The following is a 23,570-nucleotide window of genomic DNA, read 5'->3' as shown; positions in this document are numbered from 1 at the left end:
GGCGGCCGATGAATGGGTAACGTTTGGAAGAGGGCACATCACGTGCAAATGACATCCGGGCAACGAGGCGTCGGCATGGCGCGCAGGATCTTCGGCTGGGTTGCGCTGTTGGGCTGCGCCCTGGCGCTGTCCGCCTGCGGCTTCCAGTTGCGAGGCGCCAGCGAGTATGCGTTCAAGCGGCTGTACATCTCGGGCGGCGGCCAGATGGCCACCGACATCTCGCGTTATATCCGCTATGGCAGCAAGGGGACGATCGTGGTCACCGAGCCGAAGGACGCGGACGCGCGTCTCGAGATCGTGAATGCCTCGTCTGCGCGCACGGCGGTGAGCCTCGATGCGAATGGACAGGCGCGCGAGTACGAGATGCGCAACACTTATACGTTCCAACTCGTCACGCCCGACGGCACGCCGATCATTCCCTTGAGCACCATCCGTCTCACCCGCAACCTGCCGTACAGCGACAACGAGTCGAGTGCACGCGATGCGGAAGCCGCGCTGCTCAGCCGCGACATGCAGAAGGACGCCGTCGACCAGATCATTCGCCGCATGGAGGCTGTGAAGGCCATGCCGGAGAAGAAGCCGGACCTGTAAGCACGCTCATGCAACTGCGTCCCGACGCGCTTGACGCGCACCTCGCCAAGACCCTCTCGCCGATCTACACGATCTACGGCGATGAGAGCCTGCTCGTGCAGGAGGCGGTCGATCGCGTGCGTGCGGCGGCGCGCGCGGGCGGTTTTACCGAGCGCGACGTGCTCAGCGTCGAGCGCAGTTTCGACTGGGGTGCGCTTGCCAACGCAGGGCAGTCGATGTCGCTGTTCGGTGACCGCAAGCTCATCGAGCTGCGCATTCCGGGCGGCAAGCCGGGCAAGGACGGCGGGGCGGCGCTCAAGGCGCATGCCGAGGCGGCCTGCGGCGACGTGCTCACCATCATCACCCTGCCGCGCCTCGATGCCACGGCGACCAAATCCGATTGGTTCGCCGCGCTCGATCGGGCGGGCGTGACCGTCAAGGTCGATCCGGTCGATCGCAACCGCCTGCCTGACTGGATCGCGCAACGTCTCGCGGCGCAAGGACAGCGCGTCGAAGCGGGCGAGCCGGGACGCCGCGTGTTGCAGTTCATTGCCGAGCGCGTGGAAGGCAACCTGCTCGCCGCGCATCAGGAAATCCAGAAGCTCGGCCTGTTGTATCCGGAGGGTGTTCTCACGTTCGACCAGGTGCAGGACGCCGTGCTCAACGTGGCGCGTTACGACGTCTTCAAGCTCAGCGAAGCGGTGTTGGCCGGCGACGCCCCGCGTCTCGTGCGCATGCTCGACGGCTTGCGCGGCGAGGGCGAAGCCGCCCCGCTCGTCCTGTGGGCGTTGACCGAAGAGGTCCGCACACTGGCCAAGATCACGCGCGGGATGGCTGCCGGCAAGCCGCTGCCAATGCTTCTGCGCGAATACCGCGTGTGGGGGCCGCGCGAGCGCCTGATGGAGCAGGCCGCGAACCGCGTCACGCCGACGCGGCTCGCACAGGCGTTGCAACTCGCCGCGCGGCTGGACCGGCAGGTCAAGGGACTGCGCGCCGATGGGCTGCCTGGCGACCCGTGGGACGGCATGCTGCAGCTCGCGCTACTGCTCGTAGGCGAGCGACCGCCGGTGGCGCGCTCCGCACGTGCAGCTCACCCAGTGCACGCGTAGAACGCGCCCACCCCGCCAATGCCGGCTCGACACCTCCCGAGGTGCGGGAGCGGCGCCAGCAAAGCTACCGCAATTGACGGACAATCTGGCGCATGACCGGCGAGACTTCGTGCAGCGTCTTTCCAGGAACCGCGGAAGGCGCCGCCATCGACAGCCAACAGCACGCCGCGCGAGTACCGAGCGATTCGCCGGCAAAAGAGACGGCCACACCGACGATATGGATATCAAAGCCTACATGCAGTCACTGGGCCAGCGCGCCCGTGACGCCTCGCGCGCGATGGCGCGTGCCGACACTGCAGCCAAGAACCGGGCCCTGTTGGCCATCGCCGACGCGATCGAGCGCGACGGCGCGAAGTTGCAGGAAGTGAATCGCCGCGACCTCGAGCGTGCTCGCACCAACGGTCAGGATGCGGCCTTCATTGACCGCCTGACCCTATCCGACAAGGCGTTGCGCACGATGGTCGAGGGCCTGCGCCAGATCGCGGGGCTGTCCGACCCCATCGGCGAGATCAGCAACGTGCGCGTGCAGCCGAGCGGTATTCAGGTCGGCCAGATGCGGGTGCCGCTGGGCGTGATCGGCATCATTTACGAATCGCGTCCGAACGTGACCATCGACGCCGCGGCGTTGTGCCTGAAATCCGGCAACGCGACCATTCTGCGCGGCGGCTCGGAGGCGATCGAAAGCAACACGGCGCTGGCCGCGCTCATTGCCGAAGCCCTGGCCGCTAGCGGGCTGCCGGGCGACGCCGTGCAGGTCGTGAACACGCCGGATCGCGCGGCGGTCGGCGAACTCATCACGATGACCGAGTATGTCGACGTGATCGTGCCGCGCGGCGGCAAGAGCCTGATCGCACGCCTGATGCAGGACGCCCGCGTGCCGATGATCAAGCACCTCGACGGTATCTGCCACGTCTACGTCGACGGCCGTGCCGATCCCGCGAAGGCGCTGGCGATCTGCGAAAACGCCAAGACCCACCGCTACGGCACGTGCAACACGATGGAGACGCTGCTCGTCGATCGGCAGGCCATCGACCAGCTGCCAGCCATTGCGCGCATGCTCCAGGGCAAGCAGGTGGAGTTGCGCGGCTGCGAGCGCACGGTGGCGGCGCTGGCCGAGGCTGGCGTGACCGGCGTCGCAGCGGCGACCGAAGAGGACTGGTCGACCGAATATCTGGCGCCTGTGCTGGCGATCAAGATCGTCGACGGTCTGGCCGCTGCCATCGAACACATCAACCGCTACGGGTCGCACCACACCGATGCGATCGTCAGCGAGGACTACAGCGCGGCGATGCGATTCCTGCGCGAAGTGGATTCGGCCAGCGTGATGATCAACGCGAGCACGCGCTTTGCGGACGGCTTCGAGTTCGGTCTGGGCGCCGAGATCGGCATTTCGAACGACAAGCTGCACGCACGCGGCCCGGTCGGCCTCGAGGGGCTGACGAGCCTGAAGTACGTCGTGTTCGGACACGGCGAAGTTCGCAAGTAAGCAGGACGTCATGAAGCATCGACTGCTCGGCCCGGCCGATTTTCTGAAGATGCCCTGGAAGAACGGCCAGGGCGTGACCACGGAGCTGGCGGTCGCGCGCCGCGCGGGCGAGGACGGCTTCGATTGGCGTATCAGCACGGCGACCGTGGCGGCGCCCGGGCCGTTCTCCGAATTCCCGGGCATCGACCGTTCGCTTGCGGTCATTCGCGGCGGTACGCTTGCGCTCGAAGTGGAAGGGCGCCCGGGCGTCACGCTCGGCACGCACACGCCGCCCTACGCCTTCGGCGGCGAGCTTGCGGTAAGCAGTACGCCGGCCCTGGACGTCGACGGCGTGCCCATCGACGACTTCAACGTCATGACGCGGCGCGACCGTTGGCAGCACACGCTGACGCAGCACCGCCTCGAGGGGCAATCGTTGTCCTGGGCCTTGCCGGCGCAAACCGAGGCCGTCGCGTTTCTCTACTGCGGGGATGGCGGGGTGGACGTGCAGTTCGGCGACGGCCATCGCGTGATGGTGCCGGCCGGCCACGGGCTGCGTATCGATCCCCAAGGCGTGCCGGTGTCGTGCGAATTGCGGGCCGGGACCGACGCGGCAGACGTTTTCCTTACGACGCTGACGCGTCGCTAAGGTTGTCACGGCGAAGGCGGCGCGTCCGGCGCCGCCTTGCCAGCGCTCAGTGGCGCTCAGTGGCGGAAGTGACGCGTGCCGGTCATCAGCATGGCGACGTTGCGCTCGTCGGCGGCGGCAATGACTTCGTCGTCGCGCATCGAGCCGCCCGGGTGAATCACGCAGGTCGCGCCGGCGTCGACCACCACGTCGAGACCGTCACGGAACGGGAAGAAGGCGTCCGACGCGACGGCGGAGCCATTCAGCGACAGGCCGGCGTTCTGCGCCTTGATGCTGGCGATGCGGGCGGAGTCGACGCGGCTCATCTGGCCCGCGCCCACGCCCAGCGTCATGCCGCCGGCGCAGAACACGATGGCGTTCGACTTCACGTACTTCGCCACGCGCCACGCGAACAGCAGATCTTCCATTTCCTTCGGCGTCGGATGGCGCTTGGTCACCACGCGCAGCTCATGCGGCGCCACGTTCTTCGCATCCGGCGACTGGACGAGCAGGCCGCCGCCCACGCGCTTGAAGTCGTACTGGTTCACGCCGTCGCCCAGCGGCACTTCGAGCAGACGCACGTTCTGCTTGGCGGCGAACACCTGCCTGGCGCCATCCGTGAACGACGGGGCGAGCAGCACCTCCACGAATTGCTTGGCAACGGCTTGTGCCGCGGCTTCGTCGACTTCGCGGTTGAACGCGATGATGCCGCCGAAGGCCGACGTCGGATCCGTCTGGAATGCCTTCGCGTAGGCTTCGGCCGGCGAGGCGGCCACGGCCACGCCGCACGGGTTCGCGTGCTTGATGATCACGCAGGCCGGCGCGTCGAACGTCTTCACGCACTCCCAGGCAGCGTCGGCATCCGCAATGTTGTTGTACGACAGTTCCTTGCCCTGGAGCTGACGATAGTTCGCGAGCGAGCCGGCCGGCGCGGTGATGTCGCGATAGAACGCGGCGCTCTGGTGCGGGTTTTCGCCGTAACGCATGTCCTGCACCTTCGTGTAGGCGAGGTTCAGCGTGGCCGGGTAGGTCGCGCGCTCGTCGTGGCGCAGCGATTCGCCCAGGCTCGTGAGGTAGTTCGTGATCGCGCCGTCGTACTGCGCGGTGTGCGCAAACACCTTCGTGGCGAGGCGGAAGTTCGTGGCGTAGCCGACCGTGTTGTTGTTCGCCTTCATCTCTTCGAGCACGACGGCGTAGTCGGCCGGATCGACGATGACCGTCACGTCGCGATGGTTCTTCGCGGCCGAGCGCAGCATCGTGGGGCCGCCGATGTCGATGTTCTCGATGGCGTCTTCCAGCGAGCAGTCGTCCCGGGCGATCGTCTGCACGAACGGATAGAGGTTCACGACCAGCAGGTCGATGGTCGGGATGCCGTGCTTGTCGAGCGCGGCCATGTGCTCGGGCAGGTCGCGGCGGGCAAGGATGCCGCCGTGCACTTTCGGATGCAGCGTCTTCACGCGCCCGTCGAGCATTTCCGGAAAGCCGGTGTAATCGGCCACTTCGGTCACCTTCAGGCCGGCGTCGGCCAGCAGCTTGGCGGTGCCGCCGGTGGAGAGGATCGACACGCCCTGCGCAGCGAGCGACTTCGCGAAGTCGACGATGCCGGTCTTGTCGGAGACGGAAATGAGAGCTTGCTTAATCATGACGGACGGTAGTGAAACGGCAAAAACGGAGCGGTTGGCGAAGGGGCGGGCGTGATCCGGAAGACGCCATGGTGACGAGATCCCGACTGCGGCGCGCCCCGCGACGGGGCTGACGGGCGACGGCGCGCGGATTGCGCGGGCCGCCCGTTCTCGCGCAACGGCTAGAGCAGACCGTGCTGCTGCAACTTCTTGCGCAGCGTATTGCGGTTGATCCCCAGATATTCAGCGGCGAGCGACTGGTTGCCGTCGGCCTTGCCGAGCACGAACTCGAGCAGCGGTTTTTCAACGACCGAAACGACCATGTCGTAGACATCGTGTGGCCGTGCGCCGTCCAGATCGCGGAAATACGAATCCAGACTGTCGCGCACGCATTGTTCTATGTTTGTTTTGCTCATGCGGCTAATAGCTCCCTCGGCGATTCTTGTTCATAGCAGAGGCGGTCCGAGTGCGCCTTCTGCTGTTCGAAAAACTCGTTGACCGCGGCCAACTGTTCCTGCGTGGTGTCGAGCGTATTCATGCGCTGGCGGAACGCGGCTGCCCCCGGCAGGCCGCGCGAATACCATGCGATATGCTTGCGCGCGGTGCGCACACCCGTGTACTCCCCGTAGAACTCGTAATGGTCCTCCAGGTGTTCGTTCATGATCTGCTGGATCTCGTCGACGCGCGGCGGCAGCGCGATCTCGCCCGTGGCGAGAAACAACTCGATGTCGCGAAACAGCCAGGGCCGGCCCTGCGCGGCGCGCCCGATCATGATCGCGTCAGCGCCGGTCACGTCCAGCACGTGCTTCGCCTTGTGCGCCGACGTGATGTCGCCGTTGGCCACCACCGGAATCCGGACGGCAGCCTTGACGGCGGCGATGGTCTCGTACTCGGCGTCGCCGTGATACAGGTCGGCGCGCGTGCGGCCGTGCACGGTGAGCATGCTGATGCCGCAGTCTTCGGCAATGCGCGCGACCGTCAACGCGTTCCTGTGTTCGCGGTCCCAGCCGGTGCGGATCTTGAGCGTGACGGGCACCACGTCGCCCACGGCACCCACCACGGCCGACACGATGCGGGCGACGAGGGGTTCGTTCTGCAGCAGGGCGGAGCCCGCGGCGACGTTGCAGACCTTCTTGGCCGGGCAGCCCATGTTGATGTCGATGATCTGAGCGCCGCGCTCGACGTTGTAGCGGGCGGCCTCGGCCATCATGACCGGATCGGCGCCGGCAATCTGCACGGCGATCGGGGCGACCTCGCCGGCGTGGTTCGCACGGCGCATCGTCTTCTCGCTTTTCCAGAGTTGCGCGTTCGACGCCACCATCTCCGAGACGGCATAGCCCGCGCCGAGTCGTTTGCACAACTGGCGGAACGGCCGATCCGTCACGCCCGCCATGGGAGCGACGAACAGGTTGTTGCGAAGTTCGTGAGGGCCAATACGCACGATGAAGGGAAAAGCCGGGAAAAAGTTTGTATTTTACTGCGAAAACCTGCCCCCGTCGCCTAAAAAATGAGCAAAAAACGCTCGGGAGCGAGAGGGGGAAACGGAGCGATGGTGCGGGAGGCGGGGAGCGGCTTCGGAGAGTGCTTGCGGGGCGGGCGAGGGGATCTGGGGAATCCGAGGCGCCCGGAAAAACCGCGGGGCCGTGACAGCACGGCGTCGTAACCGGGACTTCGGAACTCAGTGGAATTCAGTGCAGCTCAGCCGCGCTGGCCGAACATCATTTGCCGGGCGAAGGCGGTCTTGAGCGGCGGCACGAGGTCCAGGCCGGCCAGCGCCACGCCGCGCAGGAGCGCGACGGGTGTGGCGTCGATGCCGAAAACGCGGGGCAGGAGGTCCGTGATGCGGATCGTGAGGCCGCGATCGGCGCGGCGCCGGCGGGCAAAGGCGGCGAGGGCGGCAGGGCCGGGAACACCCGCGGCGCGCGTGGGTGCGGTCGCATCGATCGCGGTGCGCGCGGCAGATGGTGCCATCGCCCGTGCGTGCCGCACGAGCGTGTCGGCCAAATCGAACGCGTCGCGCAGGCCCAGGTTGAGGCCCTGCCCTGCCACGGGGTGAAGCGTCTGCGCGGCGTTGCCGATGGCGCAGACGCGGCCGTCCACGATGTTGCCGAGGGCGTTCAGGCCGAGCGGGAAGCTCGCGCGGGCGCTGATCGATGTGAAGCGTCCCATGCGATCGCCGAAGGCGGCGTGCAACTCGTCGAGGAGTGCAACGTCGCCGAGCTCGCGACGGCGCCTGGCTTGCGCGTGCGTGCAGCACCAGACCAGCGCGTAACCGTGCTCCTGCGGCAAAAGCGCGAGCGGACCCTCGGGCGTGAAGCGTTCCCACGCCCAGCCGGGGCGCGGGCGCTCGCAGGTGACGAATGCCACGAGCGCCGTCTGACCGTAGTCGCGTGCGCGCAGCCGGGTCGCCTGACTCTCGAAGAGGCCGCCCTCGGCATTGATGGCCAGTGCAGCTTGCAGCGTCTGGGCGTGATCGTCCGAGGACGTGCCGAGCGTGAGCGTGACGCCATGCGCATCCTGACGAAGGGCGATGGCGCGATACGGGCGGAAATGATGCAGGCCGGCAGGGGAGTCCGGGACCGATGCCGGCGCCGAAGGCGTGTGCTCGAAACGGGTCGTGACCCGGGCCATCGCGGCATCCAGCGCGCGCATGAGCGCGCCGTAGCGCACGACGTAACCGAGCGCCGGGACCCCGTGCTCGGCGACGTCGATCTCCGTGCTGCCGAAGCGGCGCGCCTGCGAGACGTGAATGTGGCGGATCGGCGTGCTCTCGAGCCCGTTCGCCTGCGGCCATGCGCCGGCACGCGCCAGGATCTCGCGGCTGCCGTGCGAGAGCGCCAGCGTGCGCGGGTCGTCGTATCCCGTTTGCGGGCCGCGCGCGTCCACCAGCGCGACGCGCAATTGCGGCGCGCGCTGCGCGAGCAGCAGCGCCAGGGTCGTGCCGACCGGCCCCGCGCCGACGATCGCCAGATCGAAACGGCGGCCGGGCGCGAGCGGCGCGGCGGGGGCCGCGCCGGCCTCGTCGACGCGAGGCGCAATGGAAGCGTCGGGGGGCTGCGTGCCGATCATCCGCGCATCAATGCTTCGATTTCGTCGGCATCCACCGGCACGCCGCGCGTGAGCAACGTGCAGCCCGCCGCGGTGACGACCGCGTCGTCCTCGATACGGATGCCGATGTTCCAGTAGCGTTCGTCGATGTCCGGCGCGGGGCGCACGTAAATGCCCGGCTCGATCGTCGTGACCATGTTCGCGGCCAGCGTGCGCCACGGACGCTCGCCGTTCGGGCCGTCTTCGCGGTACTCGCCGGCGTCGTGCACGTCCATGCCGATCCAGTGGCCGGTGCGGTGCATGTAGAAGCGGCTGTAAGCCTTGGCGGCAATCACGTCGTCGAGCGTGCCGACGGCGTCGCGCTTGAGCAGCCCCGTGTCGAGCATGCCCTGCGCCAGCACGCGCACCGCGGCTTCGTGCGGCGCGTCGAACGGCACGCCCGCGCGCGTCGCCTCGATGGCGGCCTGCTGCGAGGCGAGCACGATGTCGTAGAGTTCGCGCTGTGCCGGTGTGAACCTGCCGTTGACCGGGAAGGTGCGGGTGATGTCCGACGCGTACCCGTCGAGCTCGCAGGCCGCATCGATCAGACACAGGTCGCCGTCGCGCAGCTGCGCATCGCCCGCGCGGTAGTGCAGCACCGTCGCGTTAGCGCCGGTGGCGACGATCGAACCGTAGGCGGGAAACTGCGAACCGTTGCGACGGAACTCGTACAGCAGCTCCGCTTCGAGATGGTATTCGCGCAGGCCCGGGCGCGACGCCTTCATCGCACGTATGTGGGCGTCGGCCGAAATCTTGCCGGCGCGCGCCATGATGTCGAGCTCGCTTTGATCCTTCACGAGACGCATCTCGTCGAGGATCCTGCGAACGTCGTGCGCGGCCGACGGGGCCGACACGCCCGAGCGGCTCTGCGCGCGAACGGCATTGAGCCAGTGGCGCACCTGACGGTCCTGCTGGGCCGATGCCCCGAGCGCGTAGTACAGCGCCGGAGCGTCGGCGAGCAGTTGCGGCATGCGCGTATCGATCTCGTCGATGGGATAGGCGGCGTCGAAGCCGAACGCCTCGCGCGCGGCGTCCGGGCCGAAGCGATAGCCGTCCCAGATTTCGCGCTCCTCGTTCTTCGCGCGGCAGAACAGGATCGAGTGGCCCGTGCGGCTGTCGAGCACGACGACCGCTTCGGGCTCCGTGAACCCGGACAGGTAATAGAAATAGCTGTCGTGGCGATACGGATAGTCGCTGTCCCGGTTGCGCGGCACTTCCGGCGCCGTCGGGACGATGGCCACGCCACCGCCGGCCTTGCGCATCTGTTCGATGACCCGCTCTCGGCGGGCGCGGTACGGGGATTCGGACATCGCGGGCTCCATTTCTGTCGATTCGGTCGATTTCGAGTGCATTGAAGCGATTTTACTGCCGGGCGCGCCCTGATGCGCGGCTGCGCCCGCTTGCCAGGACGGCGGCGTTCAGCGCCTCGAGTTGCGCCGGTGTGCCAACGTTCTCCCAGGCGCCGTCGAAACGCTCGCCGCTCGCGCGCCCCTCGGCGATCGCGCGGCGATAGACCGGCGTGAGCGCCATGCGCGTGCCCGCGGCAATGCCGTCGAACAGACGCAGGTCGTACAGCGCGATGTTGCCGAACGTGAGTGCCGTGCTGCCCGCCGGCGCCGCGTCGGGCAGGTGCAGTCGCCCCGCGGCGTCGAGCGCGAAGTCGCCCGCCGGATGAAACGGCGGGTTCGGCACCATCACCAGATGCATGCCGGGCGACGGCTGCGCGGCCAGGCGCTCGGCGTGTGCGCGCAGCGCGCCGTAGTCGAATGCCGTGAAGATGTCGCCCGAGACGGCGAGGAAGACGTTGCCCGCCCCTTCGAGCAGCGGGCGCGCCTGGACGATGCCGCCCGCGGTCTCGAGCGCCTCGCCTTCGGCCGAGTAGGCGAGCCGCACGCCAAAGGCGGCGCCGTCGCCGAGCGCGGCTTCGATCTGAGCACCGAGCCAGGCGTGATTGATGACGATATCCGTGAAGCCGGCGCGCGCGAGCGCTTCGATCTGCCAGACCACGATAGGCTTGCCGGCGACGAGCAGCAGCGGCTTGGGGGTGAGGTCCGTGAGCGGACGCATGCGCTCGCCGCGTCCGGCCGCGAAGATCATCGCCTTCATGGCGCTCATGCGGCGCGCCTCAGAACGTATAGCCGACACTGGCCTGCTCGCCGGTCAGCGTGTCGAGCAACTGCGCGAGAGGGCGCAGCGGCGTGTAGCGGTCGGCGACCTTGCGCGCGTAGCGCAAGAAGCGCGGCGTGTCGGCCAGGTAGCGCGGCTTGCCGTCGCGGTAGTTGATGCGCGCGAAGATGCCCAGCACCTTCAGGTGGCGCTGCAGCCCCATCCATTCGGCCCGGCGATAGAACTCGCCGAAGTCCGCGTCGACCGGCAGACCGGCCTTGCGCGCGCGTTCCCAGTAGTACACGAGCCAGTCGAGCTCGCGCTCTTCGTCCCAGCTCAGGAACGCGTCGCGCACGAGCGAGATGGCGTCGTAGGTGAGCGGCCCGTAGACGGCGTCCTGAAAGTCCAGAATGCCCGGTCCCGGCGTGCCGGGCAGGCCCGGCATGAGGTTGCGCGGCATGTAGTCGCGGTGTACGAACACCTTCGGCTGCGCCAGCGCGTTGTCGATCAGCAACTGGTTGATGCGCTCGAGCGTGGCGCGCTGCTGCGCCGTGAGTTCGGTCTTCAGGTGCTTGCCCACGTACCAGTCCGGGAACAGGTCGAGCTCGCGCCTGAGCAGCGCCGCGTCGTAGGGCGGCAGCACGTCCGGGCGGGAACTCTTCTGCCAGACGACCAGCGCGTCGATGGCCTCGCGCATCAGCGTGCGGGCGTTGTCGTCATTGAGCACGTCGAGATAAGTGCGGTTACCGAGGTCGGTGAGCAGCAAAAAGCCTTGTGCGAGATCCTCGGCCAGCACCCTGGGGGCTTGCAGGCCCGCTTCGTCAAGCAATTGCGCGACGTGGACGAACGGGCGGCAATCTTCCTGGGGCGGCGGGGCGTCCATCACGATCAGGGTCGGATGTGCCGGGTCGCGGCTGCCGATGCGGAAGTAGCGCCGGAAGCTCGCGTCGCTCGAGGCCGGCGCCCACTGCGCAAGGTCGAGCGAGAACGGTTCGGCCACGCCGGCTAGCCAGTTGCCGAGGGCCTGAAGACGGGGATCGGTGGTGCCGGAGAGCGAGTGGGAAGCGCCGGAAACGCTCGCGCGAGCGGAGGGGTGTGCGGTCATGATGAGGGCCGTAAACGTCTTGCCATATAATACCCGATCATGTTTTCTCGACGCCCCGTTTCTCGACCTCGATCGACCGTCCCGAATGTCCCGGCAATGCCGTGCGGACACGCGGGATTGGCTGCCCGCAAGCGGCGCCTCGATTGTCTCGCTGTTTGCGTACATGCCGCATAAACGAGTCCATACGAATGATGTTTCATCGCTGCGGCGCCTGGTGCGCGCGCGGCGCAAGCCGCTGGCGTTGCTGCTCTCCGTGCCCGGAGTGTGGTGCTCGATCGCCGGCGCGCAGGAAGCCCCGCCGCCCGATATTGCCAAGAGCGACGGCCTCGTGCTGCGCACGGTCCCCGCGCTCGTCGACAACCCGCTCGGTGCGGGAGAAGACGTGCCGATGTACGTGCGCGGCATGCATCTCACTGGCCGGACCAATGTCGACGCGACGGTCGACGGCGATGCGGAGGCGCGCAAGTACCGCTCGTTCGTGAAGGGCGATCGCCTGACCTACGATCAGGACACGGACGAAGTCGTGGCGCACGGCAATGCCCGCCTGTCGCAGGCCGGCAATCTGTTCATCGGGCCCGAGGCCCATATGTATACAGGCGCCGGCGACGGCTACATGCTGACGCCGACCTACAGGCTCGTGTCGGGCGGCGGCGGCAAGTCGGAGCGCGGCGACATCGAGGCGAACAACCTCGTGACGCTGCAGCGCGGCACCTATTCGGCCTGCGCCTGCACCGAGGACGGCAAGACGCCGGCGTGGTACATCAAGGCGTCGGAGTTCGAATTCGACCAGGAACAGCAGGAAGGCACGGCCTATAACGGCATTCTGTTCTTCCAGGGCGTGCCGATTTTCGCGAGCCCCTACCTGTCGTTTCCGACGTCGAACGAGCGCCGCTCCGGCTTTCTGGCACCCACGTTCACGCAGTCGAGCCGCACCGGCTTCGAGCTGGCGACGCCGTACTACTTCAACATCGCGCCCAACCGCGATCTGACGCTCACGCCGCGCGTCATGACCAAGCGCGGCGTCATGCTCAACGGCGATTTCCGGTACCTCGAGCCGACCTACGCCGGGCTGTTTCACATCGAATACCTGCCGAAGGACCGCGTGACGGGGGACGCCCGCTACACGTTCACCTGGCAGCACAGCCAGTCGCTCGGCTATGGCGTGAACGCCTACGTCAACTTCACCAAGGTGTCGGATGACACCTATCCGGACGATTTTGGCGCCGGCACCAACTTCCAGACCGGCGTGCAGCGCGTGTACAACCGCGAAGCCGGCCTGACGTGGGCATACGGCAACTGGTCCTTCCTCGCCCGCGTGCTGAAGTATCAGACGCTCGCGCCGAGCACGCCCCAATACGAATCGGTGCCGGAACTGGCCGCGACCTACAGCAAGTCGGACTTCCACGGCTTCGACTTCACCATGCCGATCCGGTACAACCGCTTCCAGATCGCTTCATGGACTGGCCAGCCCAATGGCGAGCGTCTGTATGCGCAGCCGACGTTGAGCTACCCGATTCTGACGCCGGGCTACTTCGTCGTGCCGAAGGTGATCTTCAATGCGGCGTCGTACAACGTCGACTATCCGAACGGATCGACCATGCAGTCGTCGATCACGCGTACCGTGCCGACGGTCAGTCTCGATACCGGCCTGACGTTCGAGCGGCCGGTCAACCTGTTCGGGTCGGCCATGAAGCAAACGCTGGAACCGCGCCTGTTCTACGTCTACACGCCGTATCGCGATCAGAGTTCGATTCCGATTTTCGACAGCGCGGTCTCCGACTTCAACCTCGCCGAAATCTTCAGCGAGAACTCGTTCATCGGCGTAGACCGCATTCAGGACGCCAACCGCGTCACGATGGCGCTGACTTCACGCCTGATCGATGCCGAGTCGGGGATCGAGCGCGCGCGCATCTGGTACGCGCAGCGCTACAACATTCAGCAGTCGCGCGTGACGATGCCGGGCGGCACGCCGGAAAACCCCGGCGTGTCGGACTTCCTGGTCGGCGGCTCCGCATTGCTCTACAGCAACATCACGTTCAGCACGGCGGTGCAGTACAGTCCGGACACCTCCCAGTTCAAGCGCTCGGACGTCGGCGTGACGTGGCGCCCGGGCGAGCGTCGCGTGTTCAATCTGTATTACCGCTATCTGCGCAATCCGCCGGCGGTCGTGGGCCAGACCTCGCTTACGACCAGCCCGATCAACCAGATCGAACTTTCGGGCCAATGGCCGATCACACCTCGCCTCGGGGTCGTTGGCCGCCTGAACTACAGCATCACCGACAAGACGTTCATCGATGCCCTGGCGGGTTTCGAGTATGATGCCGACTGCTGGGCCTTCCGGATCGGGCTCCAGCGCTACGCGACCAACGCCACCACGACGACGTCGCGCGTCTTCGCGCAGTTGGAGCTCAAGGGCTTGACCAAGTCGGGCAACAGCGCCACGGAAGCCTTCAAGGTAGGCGTGCCGGGCTACCAGCCACCGCCGACGAACCAGATTCCTTCTCGATTCAGCAACTATGAATGACATGTTTGTGAAGCGTGCCTCGCTGCTGGCGGGCCTGTGTCTTGCCGCCGGGGTGGCGGTAGCTCAGCCGGCGCCGGTGAGCGCCCGGGCGGCCGGGGCGCCCGCGTCGTCCACGCGTTCGATCGATTCCATCGTCGCCGTGGTCAACGACAGCGTGATCACCCGCAAGGAGCTCGACGCACGCATCGAGGAGGCCAAGCACCAGCTCACGCTTGCCAAGCGCCCAATCCCGGACGCCGACATGCTGCAACGCCAGGTGCTCGAACAGATGATCGTCACGCAGGTGCAGCTCCAGCGCGCGAAGGAAGACGGTATCGTCGTGAAGGATGCCGACGTCGAGCAGGCGCTGCAGCGCATCGCCGCCGACAACCGCCTGAGCGTCGATCAATACAAGGCGCGTTTGCAGCAGGCCGGCGTGCCCTGGGATGCATTCCGCAAGGAAGTGCGTGAACAGATCATTCTGGCGCGTCTGCGCGATCGCGAAGTCGACAGCCAGATTCAGGTGAGCGAGTCGGAAATCAATACGTTCCTCGCCGCGCAGCGCGGTGCTACGGCAACGCCGTCGGAGACCGAATACCGCATCAGCGAAATTCTCGTGAAGTTTCCCGACGGCGCCACGCCGGAGCAGATCGACGCCGCCCAGAAGAAGGCGAGCGAGGCGCTGGAAAAGGCGAAGGCGGGTGGCGACTTCGCGGCGCTGGCCAAGCAATATTCGGATGCTGCCGACGCCGCCAACGGTGGCGACATGGGCTACCGCATCCCCGAGCGTATTCCCGACCTCTATCTGAACCAGGTCCAGAAGCTCCAACCGGGCACGCTCGTGCCGCAGGTGCTGCGCAGCAACAACGGCTTTCATGTCATCAAACTCGTCGAGACGCGCAAGCAGGGCGGCGATCAGGGCATGACCGTGCCGCAGATCCACGCCCGTCACATCCTGATTCGCGTGGGAGACGGCGTCTCGGAAGCGCAGGCGCGTCAGAAGCTCGCCGACTTCAAGGCGCAGATCGAGGCCGGCAAGGCCGACTTCGCCGATCTGGCCAGGAAGAATTCGGTGGACGGCTCGGCCGCACAGGGCGGGGACCTCGGCTGGATTTCGCCGGGCGAGACCGTGCCGGCGTTCGAGCGTGCGATGTCCGAGCTCAAGGACGGCCAGATCAGCGATCCGGTGCGCTCGGAGTATGGCTATCACCTGATTCAGGTGCTGGGCCATCGCGAGTCGCAGGTCTCGGGCGATCAGGAACGCAATCTCGCGATGCAGGAACTGCGCGGCCGCAAGGCGGAGCAGCAGTATCGCGACTGGTTGCAGCAACTGCGCGACAGCGCTTATGTCGACTATCGTCTTAACACCGCGCAGCAGTAAGCGCCGCGTGAGACGTTTCGCCATCCGTTTATCTTTTCAGGCATGACTTCCGACCGGCCCTTCGTCCTCGCCATCACCACGGGTGAACCGGCGGGCGTTGGGCCGGAGCTTACAGTGCAGGCGCTCGCGAAATGTCTGGCGTCGCCGCCGGAGCTCGCCGCCAACGCCCTCGCCCGTTGCCGGTTCGCCGTGCTCGGCGACGCCACGCTGCTCGCCGCGCGCGCGCAAGCGGTGGGCCTCGGCGACGCATGGCGCGATTTGCTGGCTGACGGCCGGGTACGCGTCGTGCACCATTCGCTGGCGGTCCCGGCGCAGCCCGGGCAGCTCCAGGCCGCCAACGGGCGCTACGTGCTCGCCCTGCTCGACGACGCCATCGACGGCGCACTCGCCGGGACATACGACGCGATCGTCACGGCGCCGTTGCAAAAGAGCACGATCAACGACTGCGGCGTGGCCTTTACCGGGCACACCGAATATCTCGCCGAGCGCACCGGCACGCCGCGTGTCGTGATGATGCTCGCCGGCGGCGGTCTGCGCGTGGCGCTCGCCACCACGCACCTGCCGCTCGCGCAGGTGCCCGGCGCGATTCGCCGTGACGAACTGCTCGAGACGCTCGTCATCCTGAATCACGACCTGATGCGCCACTTCGGCGTGACGCGTCCGCGCATTCTGGTGACCGGGCTGAACCCGCATGCGGGCGAGTCGGGCTATCTCGGCCGCGAGGAGATCGATGTCATCACGCCGGCGCTGCAAGACGCCTGTGCGGCGGGCATCGACGCGCGCGGGCCCTATCCGGCCGATACGCTGTTCCAGCCGCGGCATCTCGAAGGCGCCGACGCCGTACTCGCGATGTATCACGACCAGGGTTTGCCGGTGCTCAAATATGCGAGCTTTGGCGCGGGCGTGAACATCACGCTCGGTCTGCCGATCATCCGCACGTCGGTCGACCATGGCACGGCGCTCGACCTCGCCGGCACGGGCAAGGCCGAGAGCGGCAGCCTGCTCGAGGCGCTGCGCACCGCCGCGGCCATGGCCGCCAACGCCGCCACCCATGCGCAATCGATCGCCGACGCCGCGACTGCGACCACGCGCGCACCGCGTTCCTGAGGAATTTCACATGAGTAGTGCAACGAAGCGCACGGGCGTCCAACAGGGCCACGTGGCCCGCAAACGTTTCGGCCAGAATTTTCTCGTCGACATGGGCGTGATCGATGCGATCGTGAGCGCCATCTCGCCGCGCGCCGACGACCTGATGGTCGAAATCGGCCCGGGTCTGGGGGCGCTGACGACGCCGCTCACCGAGTGGATTTCGCACCTGCACGTGGTCGAGCTCGACCGCGATCTGGTCGCGCGTCTCACGCGCAGGTTCGGCGAGCGCGTGAGCGTGCACGCGGGCGACGCCCTCGACTTCGATTTCGGCTCGCTGGTCCCCGATGCGCGCCGCGACGAAGCCCCGCTGCGCATCGTCGGCAACCTGCCCTACAACATCTCCAGCCCGCTGCTGTTCCATCTGATGCGCTACGCGACGCTCGTGCGCGACCAGCACTTCATGCTGCAGAACGAAGTGGTCGAGCGCATGGTGGCGCCAGCCGGTTCGAGCAACTACAGCCGCCTGTCCGTCATGTTGCAGTACCGCTACTGGATGGACAAGGTGCTGGACGTGCCGCCCGACGCCTTCAATCCGCCGCCGAAGGTCGACTCGGCCGTGGTGCGCATGATTCCGCGCGCCGTGGCCGATTTGCCCGAGGTGGATCTGGATGTGTTCGAAGCGGTCGTGGCGCAGGCGTTTTCCCAACGTCGCAAGATGCTGCGCAATACGCTGCACAGCTATCGCGACCGGATCGATTTCGACGCGCTCGGCTTCGACCTCACGCGTCGCGCCGAAGATGTGCCGGTCGACGAATACGTGAATCTGTCGCGCGCAATCAGCGGCGCCGGTTCACAAGGCTGATACCCACGAATACCAGCACGACGGCGCAACCGAAGCGCCAGCCGACCGATTCGCGGAGAATCAGCACGCCGAACGTCACGCCGAAAAGCGGACTCAGAAACGAGAACGAGGCCAGACGCGCGGCGCTGTAACGGGTGAGCAGCCAGAACCAGATCAGATAGCTGGCGAACGCCACACCAATGGACTGGTAGACGAGGCTGATCCAGATCGTGGGTGTCATCGGCCCGATCTGCACGTTCCCCGTCGCGAGCGCCAGCGCGCACAACAGGACCGCCGAGACCGCAAGCTGGTAGAGCAGTGTCTTCGACGCGGCGGCCGTGGCCAGACGCGAGGCGCGTACGACAACGGTCGTCATCCCCCACAATGCGCCGGCGAGGATGCCCAGCAGGTCACCGGGCCACGTCTTCGCCAGGTCCGTATTGCTGCCGTCCGAGAATGCCACCACGATGCCGCAAAATGCGAGCGCCATGCCAAGCCATTGCATGGGACGCAGCCGCTCGCTGGGCACGGTCCAGTGCAGGCCGATGGCGGTGAAACAGGGGGCCGAATACAGAAAGACGGCCATGCGCGAGGCGGTCGTGTGCGTGAGGCCGACGAAGATGCACAGGAATTCCAGCGAGAACAGCGCGCCGGCGAGCAGACCGGCACCGAGGGTGCCGTCGCCGCTGATCAGGCGCTGCCGCCGCCATAGCATCCAGGCGCCGACGAGCACGGTGGCGACGACAGAGCGAAGGCCCGCTTGCAAGACGGCAGGCACGACGGGCACCGCCAGTTTGACGGCGACCTGCTGGCCGCCCCAGATCATGCACAAGCCCAACATGATGGCCAGTGCAGTGGCGTCGACCGGACGCGGGGAGGTTTTCATGAGATTGATTCGGATAGCGACGTATCGCGCACGCGCTGCGCAGTGTCGGCCATTGTCACCGATCCTGACACCGTACGCATCATACTGGTGCAGTCAGTGCGGGTAATGGCGCTGCCAGCGTGCGTTCATTGTTGCCATTGTTCCGTAATACGGCACAATCTCTCCCCGAATCGCTGATTTATTCCGCGATCGTGCGCCGATACAATGCTCCGCGAGGGGGCGGTCGCCCTTCGATCGTGCCCGTCATCACCAGCATCAACGCGTATGTACAAGAAAGGCTCTGCCGTCGAATTGCAATTTTCCCCGTCGCGGCTCAATGACGGCGCGGGCGATCCGTTCTGGATCGACCTGACCCGCGACGAAGCGCAGGCGCTTCTCGAATCCCTGCAATCGCATCTGGCCCGCTCCGCGGCCGACACCCCGGGCACCGAGTCGCCGATGATCTTCACATTGCTCGATCCGGGCGCCGTGCAAGGATCGGACGCGCAAGCGCGGACGAAGCATGTTGAGGGGAACGAGGCCGGCGAAGCGGCGACGGCGTCCGATGCCGCAGGTGCCCAGGCCGCAGCGGCGTCGCGTCAATGGGTCTGCGTCATTTGCGGGTGGATCTACGACGAAGCCACCGGCTATCCCGAAGACGGCATTGCGCCGGGCACGCGCTGGGAAGATGTTCCGACCGACTGGCGCTGCCCGCTATGCGATGTCGGCAAGGAAGATTTCGCGATGGTAGAGTTCTGACACTGCCAAGTATGTGATGCATTCCGATAAACGCCGGTCGATTGGGAGGATGCAATGGTGGACGCCAGAGATGACGAAACGCCCGACAACCCGCGAGATCCCGCGAGCGCCGAACGACGGCGCTTCTTGCTGGCGACCGGCGTCGCAACTGCATCGGGGGCATTGACGGGCACCGTCGCCCATGCGGCCCCGAGTGGCGACAATCCGCCCTCCGGCCGCAATTCCGCTTCTGCCCCCGCTTCCGCATTCGATTCGACCCCGGCTGCCCCCATCCCGGCCCAACTTCCCGCTGGCTACAACATCCTCCTGATCGTGACGGATCAGGAGCGCCACTTCGATGGCGGCTATCCGTTTCCGGTGCCGGGCAGAGAGCGTCTCATGCGTGAGGGCGTCACGTTCCTGCATCACGAGAACAATACGAACGTGTGTACTTCGTCGCGCTCGGTGATGTACACCGGCTTGCATATGCCGCAGACGGGCATGTTCGACAATCTCGGGCTGCCCTTCACACAGGGTCTGAGTCTCGACCCGAAGCTGGGCACGCTTGGCTCGATGATGCACGCCGCGGGCTACTACGCCGCCTACAAGGGCAAGTGGCACCTCAACGACAAGATCGATGCGGTGGCGCATCCGGAGGATCTCGGGCTCCAGCCGAGGCCGGAACTCCATCGCATCATGGAGCAATACGGTTTTCGGGACTATCACGGCGTGGGCGACGTGATCGGCCTGTCGCAAGGCGGTTACCTGTACGACGCCGTGACGACGGGCGAGAGCGTCAACTGGTTGCGCAGCACCGCCGAGCAACTCCGGAGTGCGGGCAAGCCGTGGTTTCTTGCGGTGAATCTCGTCAATCCGCACGACGTGATGTTCCTCGACACGGATCAGCCCGGCGCGCCGGTGCAATGGACCGGACAGGACAATGACGGCGGTGTGGGCATGGCGCCGGCGCAGCCGCCACAACATGCGTTGTATCGGGCCACATGGCCGGATGTCCCCCTTCCTGCGAGCCGTCACCAATCGTTTTCCGAGCCGGGTAGGCCCCCGGCGCATCTGGAATACCAACGGGCGCGCGCGGCGCTCGTCGGTCAGTTTCCGGACGAAGACCGTCGCTGGCGCAAACTCCAGGATTACTACTTCAATTGCATTCGCGATTGCGACACCCATGTCGCGCGATTGCTTAGCGAACTGGACGCACTCGGTATCGCCGGGCGGACCATCGTCGTCTTCACGGCCGATCACGGCGAGCTTGGCGGGCATCATCAGATGCATGGCAAAGGATCGTCGGTGTATCGCGAACAGATGCATGTGCCATTCGTTATCCGTCACCCCGCGTACCCGGGCGGGAAGACATGTTCCGCGATGACGTGCCACCTCGATCTGGCGCCGACATTGCTCGGTCTGACGGGGGCGCCCGAAGGGCTGCGTCGCCAGATCCTGGGCGAGCGCAAGGGCAAGGATGCGTCGCCGCTACTGGCGGCGCCGGATCGCGCTTCCGTGCACGCGGTGCGCGAGTCGAGCCTTTACTGCTACAGCATGATGCTGTACGCCGATGCGGACTACATCGGCCAGGTGCAGGCGATCCAGCGCGCGCGGGGCTTGTCGGCGCAGGAGAAGGCGAAGCGCACGGCGGCGCTGCACATCGATCTGAACAAGCGCTCCGCGATTCGCGCGATCAACGACGGGCGCTACAAGTTCGCCCGCTATTTTTCGCTGCGCCATCACCACGTGCCACGCACGCTCGACGAGTTGACTGCGATGAACGATCTCGAATTGTTCGATCTTCAGGCCGATCCCCATGAGATGAACAATCTGGCGCGCGATCTGACGGCACACCGGGACATCGTCATGTCGATGAACGAAAAGCTCAATCGTCTCATCGCGCAGGAGGTGGGCGTCGACGACGGGCACTATCTGCCCATCGACAAACCTCACCCCTGGCTGGCGCAACGCGCGATCGAGTAATTGGGGCGTCGGCAAAACCTGCCGTCCCAATGCAAACGAGCCACCCAAGGGCGGCTCGCGGACGTAGCGCAGTCGATGTCGACTTACAGGCCACCCTTCGTCGAGTGCTTCTGGATCAGCTCGATCTTGTAGCCGTCCGGATCTTCGACGAAGGCGATGACCGTGGTGCCGCCCTTGACCGGACCGGCTTCGCGCGTGACCTTGCCGCCCGCGGCGCGGATGGCGTCGCATGCCTTGTACGCGTCGTCGACTTCCACGGCCAGATGACCGAAGGCGGTGCCGATCTCGTACTTGTCCACGCCCCAGTTGTAGGTCAACTCGAGCACGGTATTCTCCGATTCGGGGCCGTAACCGACGAAAGCCAGCGTGTATTTGTATTCGGCGTTCTCGCTCTGGCGCAGCAGTTGCATGCCGAGCACGCGCGTATAGAAGTCGATCGAGCGCTGCAGGTCGCCAACGCGCAGCATGGTGTGGAGCATTCGCATGATGTTTTCACGGTGTGGGGACAACGAAGCCTCGATTGTACCCGCGCCCGTGGGAATGAGCCCAGTTCACGTGGCGTTGAAACAATCTACGCGGTGAGGCTTGCGCGGGCTCGAGGGCGGCAGTGCACGCTCAGAATTCCGGCAGCCATTCGGGGGCGTGCGACTTGAGCGTGTCGCGGGCGGCCTCGAACTCCGGGAAGATCGACGCCACGGCTTGCCAGAAGCGCGGGCCGTGATTCATCTCCTTCAGATGCGCCAGCTCGTGCGCGACCACGTAGTCGATCACGCCCAGCGGGAAGTGAATCAGACGCCAGTTCAGCCGGATGCGCCCATCGGCGCTGCAACTGCCCCAGCGCGTGGCGGCCGACGACAGGCCCAGCGCGCTGTAGCGCACGCCAAGCCGCTCGCCGTAGACCTCCAGGCGCGTCGTGAAGAGCTTGCGGGCTTCCTGTTGCAGCCAGCCCTGCACGCGGTCGCGCATTTGTTCGGCGGCGGCCTGCGGCGGCAGGTCGAGCCACAGCGTATGCGTGTGGATGTCGTATTGCGCTGCGCCGGCGCGCCCGCCCAGCCGCACGGTCAGCGTGTGGCCGAGGTAGGGCAGCGTGGCGCCGTCGGTCCAGCTCACGCGCGGGATCACGCGCCGCGCGGCACGTTCGCGAAATTCGGCGATCTTGTTGAAGATCCACCGCTTCTTCTCGACGATGGCCGCTTCGACGTCGGCCAGCGTGACCCAGCGCGGCGCCGTCACCGCGAGGCCCGACTCGTCGATGATGAAGCCGATGGTGCGGCGCGACGAGCGCTTGAAGCGGTAGTAGAGCGCGTGCCCGTCGAGCATGATCACGCGCTCGCCGTTGGCGGGCGTGCGGCGCGGGCCGGGCGGCGCCTGCAGCGTGTTGGTGTCGGACGGGGAAGGGCTCAATGCGGCCGTGCCGCTGGGTACGGCCGGCGTGATGGGTGCCGGCCGCGCGAGGGGCGCTGGCGGGGCGAGAGGGGAGAGTGTGACGTCGGTGGCGACGCCGTTCGCTTCCGCGCCCGGGCTGCCGAACAGATCGAGCTCCATCTGGGGAGCAGGCGTCTCATGCCGGGATCGGGTGTCGCGGGTAGCGGGCTGGTCTTTCGACATGAGACGGTCTCGGAATGCGGATCAGGTTCGTGGTGTCGCGTCGGAGGTGTCGGTCGCATCGGCGGCGTGCGTCCTCGGTTTCGACGTATAGGCCGCCGGGTCGATGCGCACCATTTCGCGCTCGATCCATTCGGCCACCTCGGCGTTGACGGCTTCGGCCGTGCGGCCTTCGGTCTGGATCACCGGGCCGATCGACACGATCACTTCCCCCGGGTATTTCATGAACGAATTGCGCGGCCAGACGCGTCCTGCATTATGCGCCACGGGCACGACGGGCGTGCCGGTGGTCGCGGCCAGACGCGCGCCGCCGGATTTGTACTTGTTGCGCGAACCGGTCTTCGTGCGCGTGCCTTCGGGGAACATGATGATCCATGCGCCCTCGGCGAGCCGCAGCCGGCCTTGCTGGACGACGGATTGGAACGCATCCGTGCCCTTGCTGCGATCGATGTGGATCATGCTCAGCAGGCCCAGCGCCCAGCCGAAGAACGGCACATAGAGCAGTTCGCGCTTGAAGACGTAGCACAGCGGGCGCGACATGAGCGCGGGCAACGCGATAGTCTCCCACGCCGACTGGTGCTTCGACAGGATGATCGCCGGCGTGTCCGGCAGGTTCTCGCGGCCGATCACGCGGTAGCGGATGCCGCACAGCGCCTCGGCCACGCGCAGCACCACCCGGCACCAGCCCACCGCGAACCAGTAGCGTTGCACGCGCGACAGGAACGGGAACGAGACGATGCACGCGATCGCATAGGGGACCGTCCAGACGATCAGGAAGATGAAGAACAGAATCGAGCGGAGTCGCAGCATCGGTGGGGTGTGTCGGTATGAGTCGCCTGAGCGATTGTCCTATGCCATTCGATGGCCGTCTTG

General features: G+C 66.4%; 21 protein-coding genes. 10 read left to right on the top strand and 11 right to left on the bottom strand.

Annotated elements, in window-relative coordinates; all coding sequences use genetic code 11:
• Positions 1-75: 75 nt before the first annotated feature.
• From PNO31109_RS06615 to PNO31109_RS06600, 4 genes are all read left to right on the top strand, one after another.
• The gene (locus tag PNO31109_RS06615) at positions 76-591 is read left to right on the top strand and encodes an LPS-assembly lipoprotein LptE (protein WP_174966299.1); all 516 of its coding nucleotides are present in this window, start codon (positions 76-78) and stop codon (positions 589-591) included.
• Positions 592-599: 8 nt separating this feature from the next.
• Positions 600-1,679 carry a DNA polymerase III subunit delta gene (gene holA / locus PNO31109_RS06610; RefSeq protein WP_150554794.1) on the top strand — a complete coding sequence of 360 codons (1,080 nt, stop codon included), beginning with the start codon at positions 600-602 and terminating at the stop codon, positions 1,677-1,679.
• Between the two features lie 217 nt (positions 1,680-1,896).
• On the top strand, positions 1,897-3,165 hold the full coding sequence (locus PNO31109_RS06605) for a glutamate-5-semialdehyde dehydrogenase (protein ID WP_150554793.1): 1,269 nt from the start codon (positions 1,897-1,899) through the stop codon (positions 3,163-3,165).
• Positions 3,166-3,175: 10 nt separating this feature from the next.
• Positions 3,176-3,793 (top strand): HutD/Ves family protein, encoded by a 618-nt coding sequence (locus tag PNO31109_RS06600; protein WP_150554792.1) that lies wholly within the window; start codon positions 3,176-3,178, stop codon positions 3,791-3,793.
• Positions 3,794-3,849: 56 nt separating this feature from the next.
• On the opposite strand, the gene purH is transcribed toward PNO31109_RS06600, so the two are convergent.
• From purH to PNO31109_RS06565, 7 genes are all read right to left on the bottom strand, one after another.
• Positions 3,850-5,415 (bottom strand): bifunctional phosphoribosylaminoimidazolecarboxamide formyltransferase/IMP cyclohydrolase, encoded by a 1,566-nt coding sequence (gene purH, locus PNO31109_RS06595; protein ID WP_150554791.1) that lies wholly within the window; start codon positions 5,413-5,415, stop codon positions 3,850-3,852.
• A gap of 161 nt (positions 5,416-5,576) precedes the next feature.
• Positions 5,577-5,810, bottom strand: a complete 234-nt coding sequence (locus PNO31109_RS06590) for a Fis family transcriptional regulator (RefSeq protein WP_010803993.1) — start codon at positions 5,808-5,810, stop codon at positions 5,577-5,579.
• A complete protein-coding gene (gene dusB / locus PNO31109_RS06585) occupies positions 5,807-6,835 on the bottom strand; it encodes a tRNA dihydrouridine synthase DusB (RefSeq protein ID WP_370749877.1) in 1,029 nt (342 codons plus the stop codon). Before dusB ends, PNO31109_RS06590 begins: the two co-directional genes overlap by 4 nt.
• 257 nt (positions 6,836-7,092) lie before the next feature.
• The gene (locus tag PNO31109_RS06580; RefSeq protein WP_150554789.1) at positions 7,093-8,463 is read right to left on the bottom strand and encodes a UbiH/UbiF/VisC/COQ6 family ubiquinone biosynthesis hydroxylase; all 1,371 of its coding nucleotides are present in this window, start codon (positions 8,461-8,463) and stop codon (positions 7,093-7,095) included.
• The gene (locus PNO31109_RS06575; RefSeq protein ID WP_150554788.1) at positions 8,460-9,791 is read right to left on the bottom strand and encodes an aminopeptidase P N-terminal domain-containing protein; all 1,332 of its coding nucleotides are present in this window, start codon (positions 9,789-9,791) and stop codon (positions 8,460-8,462) included. Before PNO31109_RS06575 ends, PNO31109_RS06580 begins: the two co-directional genes overlap by 4 nt.
• Before the next feature lie 52 nt (positions 9,792-9,843).
• Positions 9,844-10,587: an N-acetylmuramate alpha-1-phosphate uridylyltransferase MurU gene (gene murU, locus PNO31109_RS06570; RefSeq protein ID WP_150554857.1), complete on the bottom strand. Its 744-nt coding sequence runs from the start codon at positions 10,585-10,587 to the stop codon at positions 9,844-9,846.
• A 19-nt stretch (positions 10,588-10,606) separates the two neighbouring features.
• Positions 10,607-11,692, bottom strand: a complete 1,086-nt coding sequence (locus tag PNO31109_RS06565; protein WP_150554787.1) for an aminoglycoside phosphotransferase family protein — start codon at positions 11,690-11,692, stop codon at positions 10,607-10,609.
• A 163-nt stretch (positions 11,693-11,855) separates the two neighbouring features.
• Between PNO31109_RS06565 and PNO31109_RS06560 the strand changes: the two genes are divergently transcribed.
• From PNO31109_RS06560 to rsmA, 4 genes are read left to right on the top strand one after another with little or no spacing between them, the layout of a single operon-like run.
• Positions 11,856-14,216, top strand: coding sequence for an LPS-assembly protein LptD (locus tag PNO31109_RS06560; RefSeq protein WP_174966298.1), 2,361 nt, complete (start codon positions 11,856-11,858; stop codon positions 14,214-14,216).
• Positions 14,209-15,576 (top strand): peptidylprolyl isomerase, encoded by a 1,368-nt coding sequence (locus tag PNO31109_RS06555; RefSeq protein ID WP_150554785.1) that lies wholly within the window; start codon positions 14,209-14,211, stop codon positions 15,574-15,576. Before PNO31109_RS06560 ends, PNO31109_RS06555 begins: the two co-directional genes overlap by 8 nt.
• A gap of 42 nt (positions 15,577-15,618) precedes the next feature.
• A complete protein-coding gene (gene pdxA, locus PNO31109_RS06550) occupies positions 15,619-16,683 on the top strand; it encodes a 4-hydroxythreonine-4-phosphate dehydrogenase PdxA (RefSeq protein WP_150554784.1) in 1,065 nt (354 codons plus the stop codon).
• A 10-nt stretch (positions 16,684-16,693) separates the two neighbouring features.
• Positions 16,694-17,527, top strand: coding sequence for a 16S rRNA (adenine(1518)-N(6)/adenine(1519)-N(6))-dimethyltransferase RsmA (rsmA, locus tag PNO31109_RS06545; RefSeq protein ID WP_150554783.1), 834 nt, complete (start codon positions 16,694-16,696; stop codon positions 17,525-17,527).
• Here rsmA and PNO31109_RS06540 read toward each other — a convergent pair.
• On the bottom strand, positions 17,502-18,392 hold the full coding sequence (locus PNO31109_RS06540; RefSeq protein WP_150554782.1) for a DMT family transporter: 891 nt from the start codon (positions 18,390-18,392) through the stop codon (positions 17,502-17,504). The genes rsmA and PNO31109_RS06540 overlap by 26 nt on opposite strands.
• A gap of 264 nt (positions 18,393-18,656) precedes the next feature.
• On the opposite strand from PNO31109_RS06540, the gene PNO31109_RS06535 reads away from it, so the two are divergent.
• Entirely contained in the window at positions 18,657-19,130 is a 474-nt protein-coding gene (locus tag PNO31109_RS06535) for a rubredoxin (RefSeq protein WP_150554856.1), read from the top strand.
• A 54-nt stretch (positions 19,131-19,184) separates the two neighbouring features.
• Entirely contained in the window at positions 19,185-21,092 is a 1,908-nt protein-coding gene (locus tag PNO31109_RS06530; RefSeq protein WP_150554781.1) for a sulfatase family protein, read from the top strand.
• Between the two features lie 83 nt (positions 21,093-21,175).
• On the opposite strand, the gene gloA is transcribed toward PNO31109_RS06530, so the two are convergent.
• The 3 genes from gloA to PNO31109_RS06515 all read right to left on the bottom strand — a co-directional run bounded on the left by gloA (position 21,176) and on the right by PNO31109_RS06515 (position 23,507).
• Positions 21,176-21,577 (bottom strand): lactoylglutathione lyase, encoded by a 402-nt coding sequence (gene gloA / locus PNO31109_RS06525; protein WP_150554780.1) that lies wholly within the window; start codon positions 21,575-21,577, stop codon positions 21,176-21,178.
• Between the two features lie 130 nt (positions 21,578-21,707).
• Complete coding sequence (locus tag PNO31109_RS06520) at positions 21,708-22,637, bottom strand: M48 family metallopeptidase (RefSeq protein WP_150554855.1); 930 nt, start codon at positions 22,635-22,637, stop codon at positions 21,708-21,710.
• An 84-nt stretch (positions 22,638-22,721) separates the two neighbouring features.
• Entirely contained in the window at positions 22,722-23,507 is a 786-nt protein-coding gene (locus PNO31109_RS06515; RefSeq protein ID WP_150554779.1) for a lysophospholipid acyltransferase family protein, read from the bottom strand.
• Between the last annotated feature and the right edge of the window lie 63 nt (positions 23,508-23,570).

The organism is Pandoraea nosoerga (genome assembly GCF_902459585.1).
GTDB classification, from domain to species: domain Bacteria; phylum Pseudomonadota; class Gammaproteobacteria; order Burkholderiales; family Burkholderiaceae; genus Pandoraea; species Pandoraea nosoerga.
This window is presented reverse-complemented; position numbering and strand designations above follow the sequence as displayed.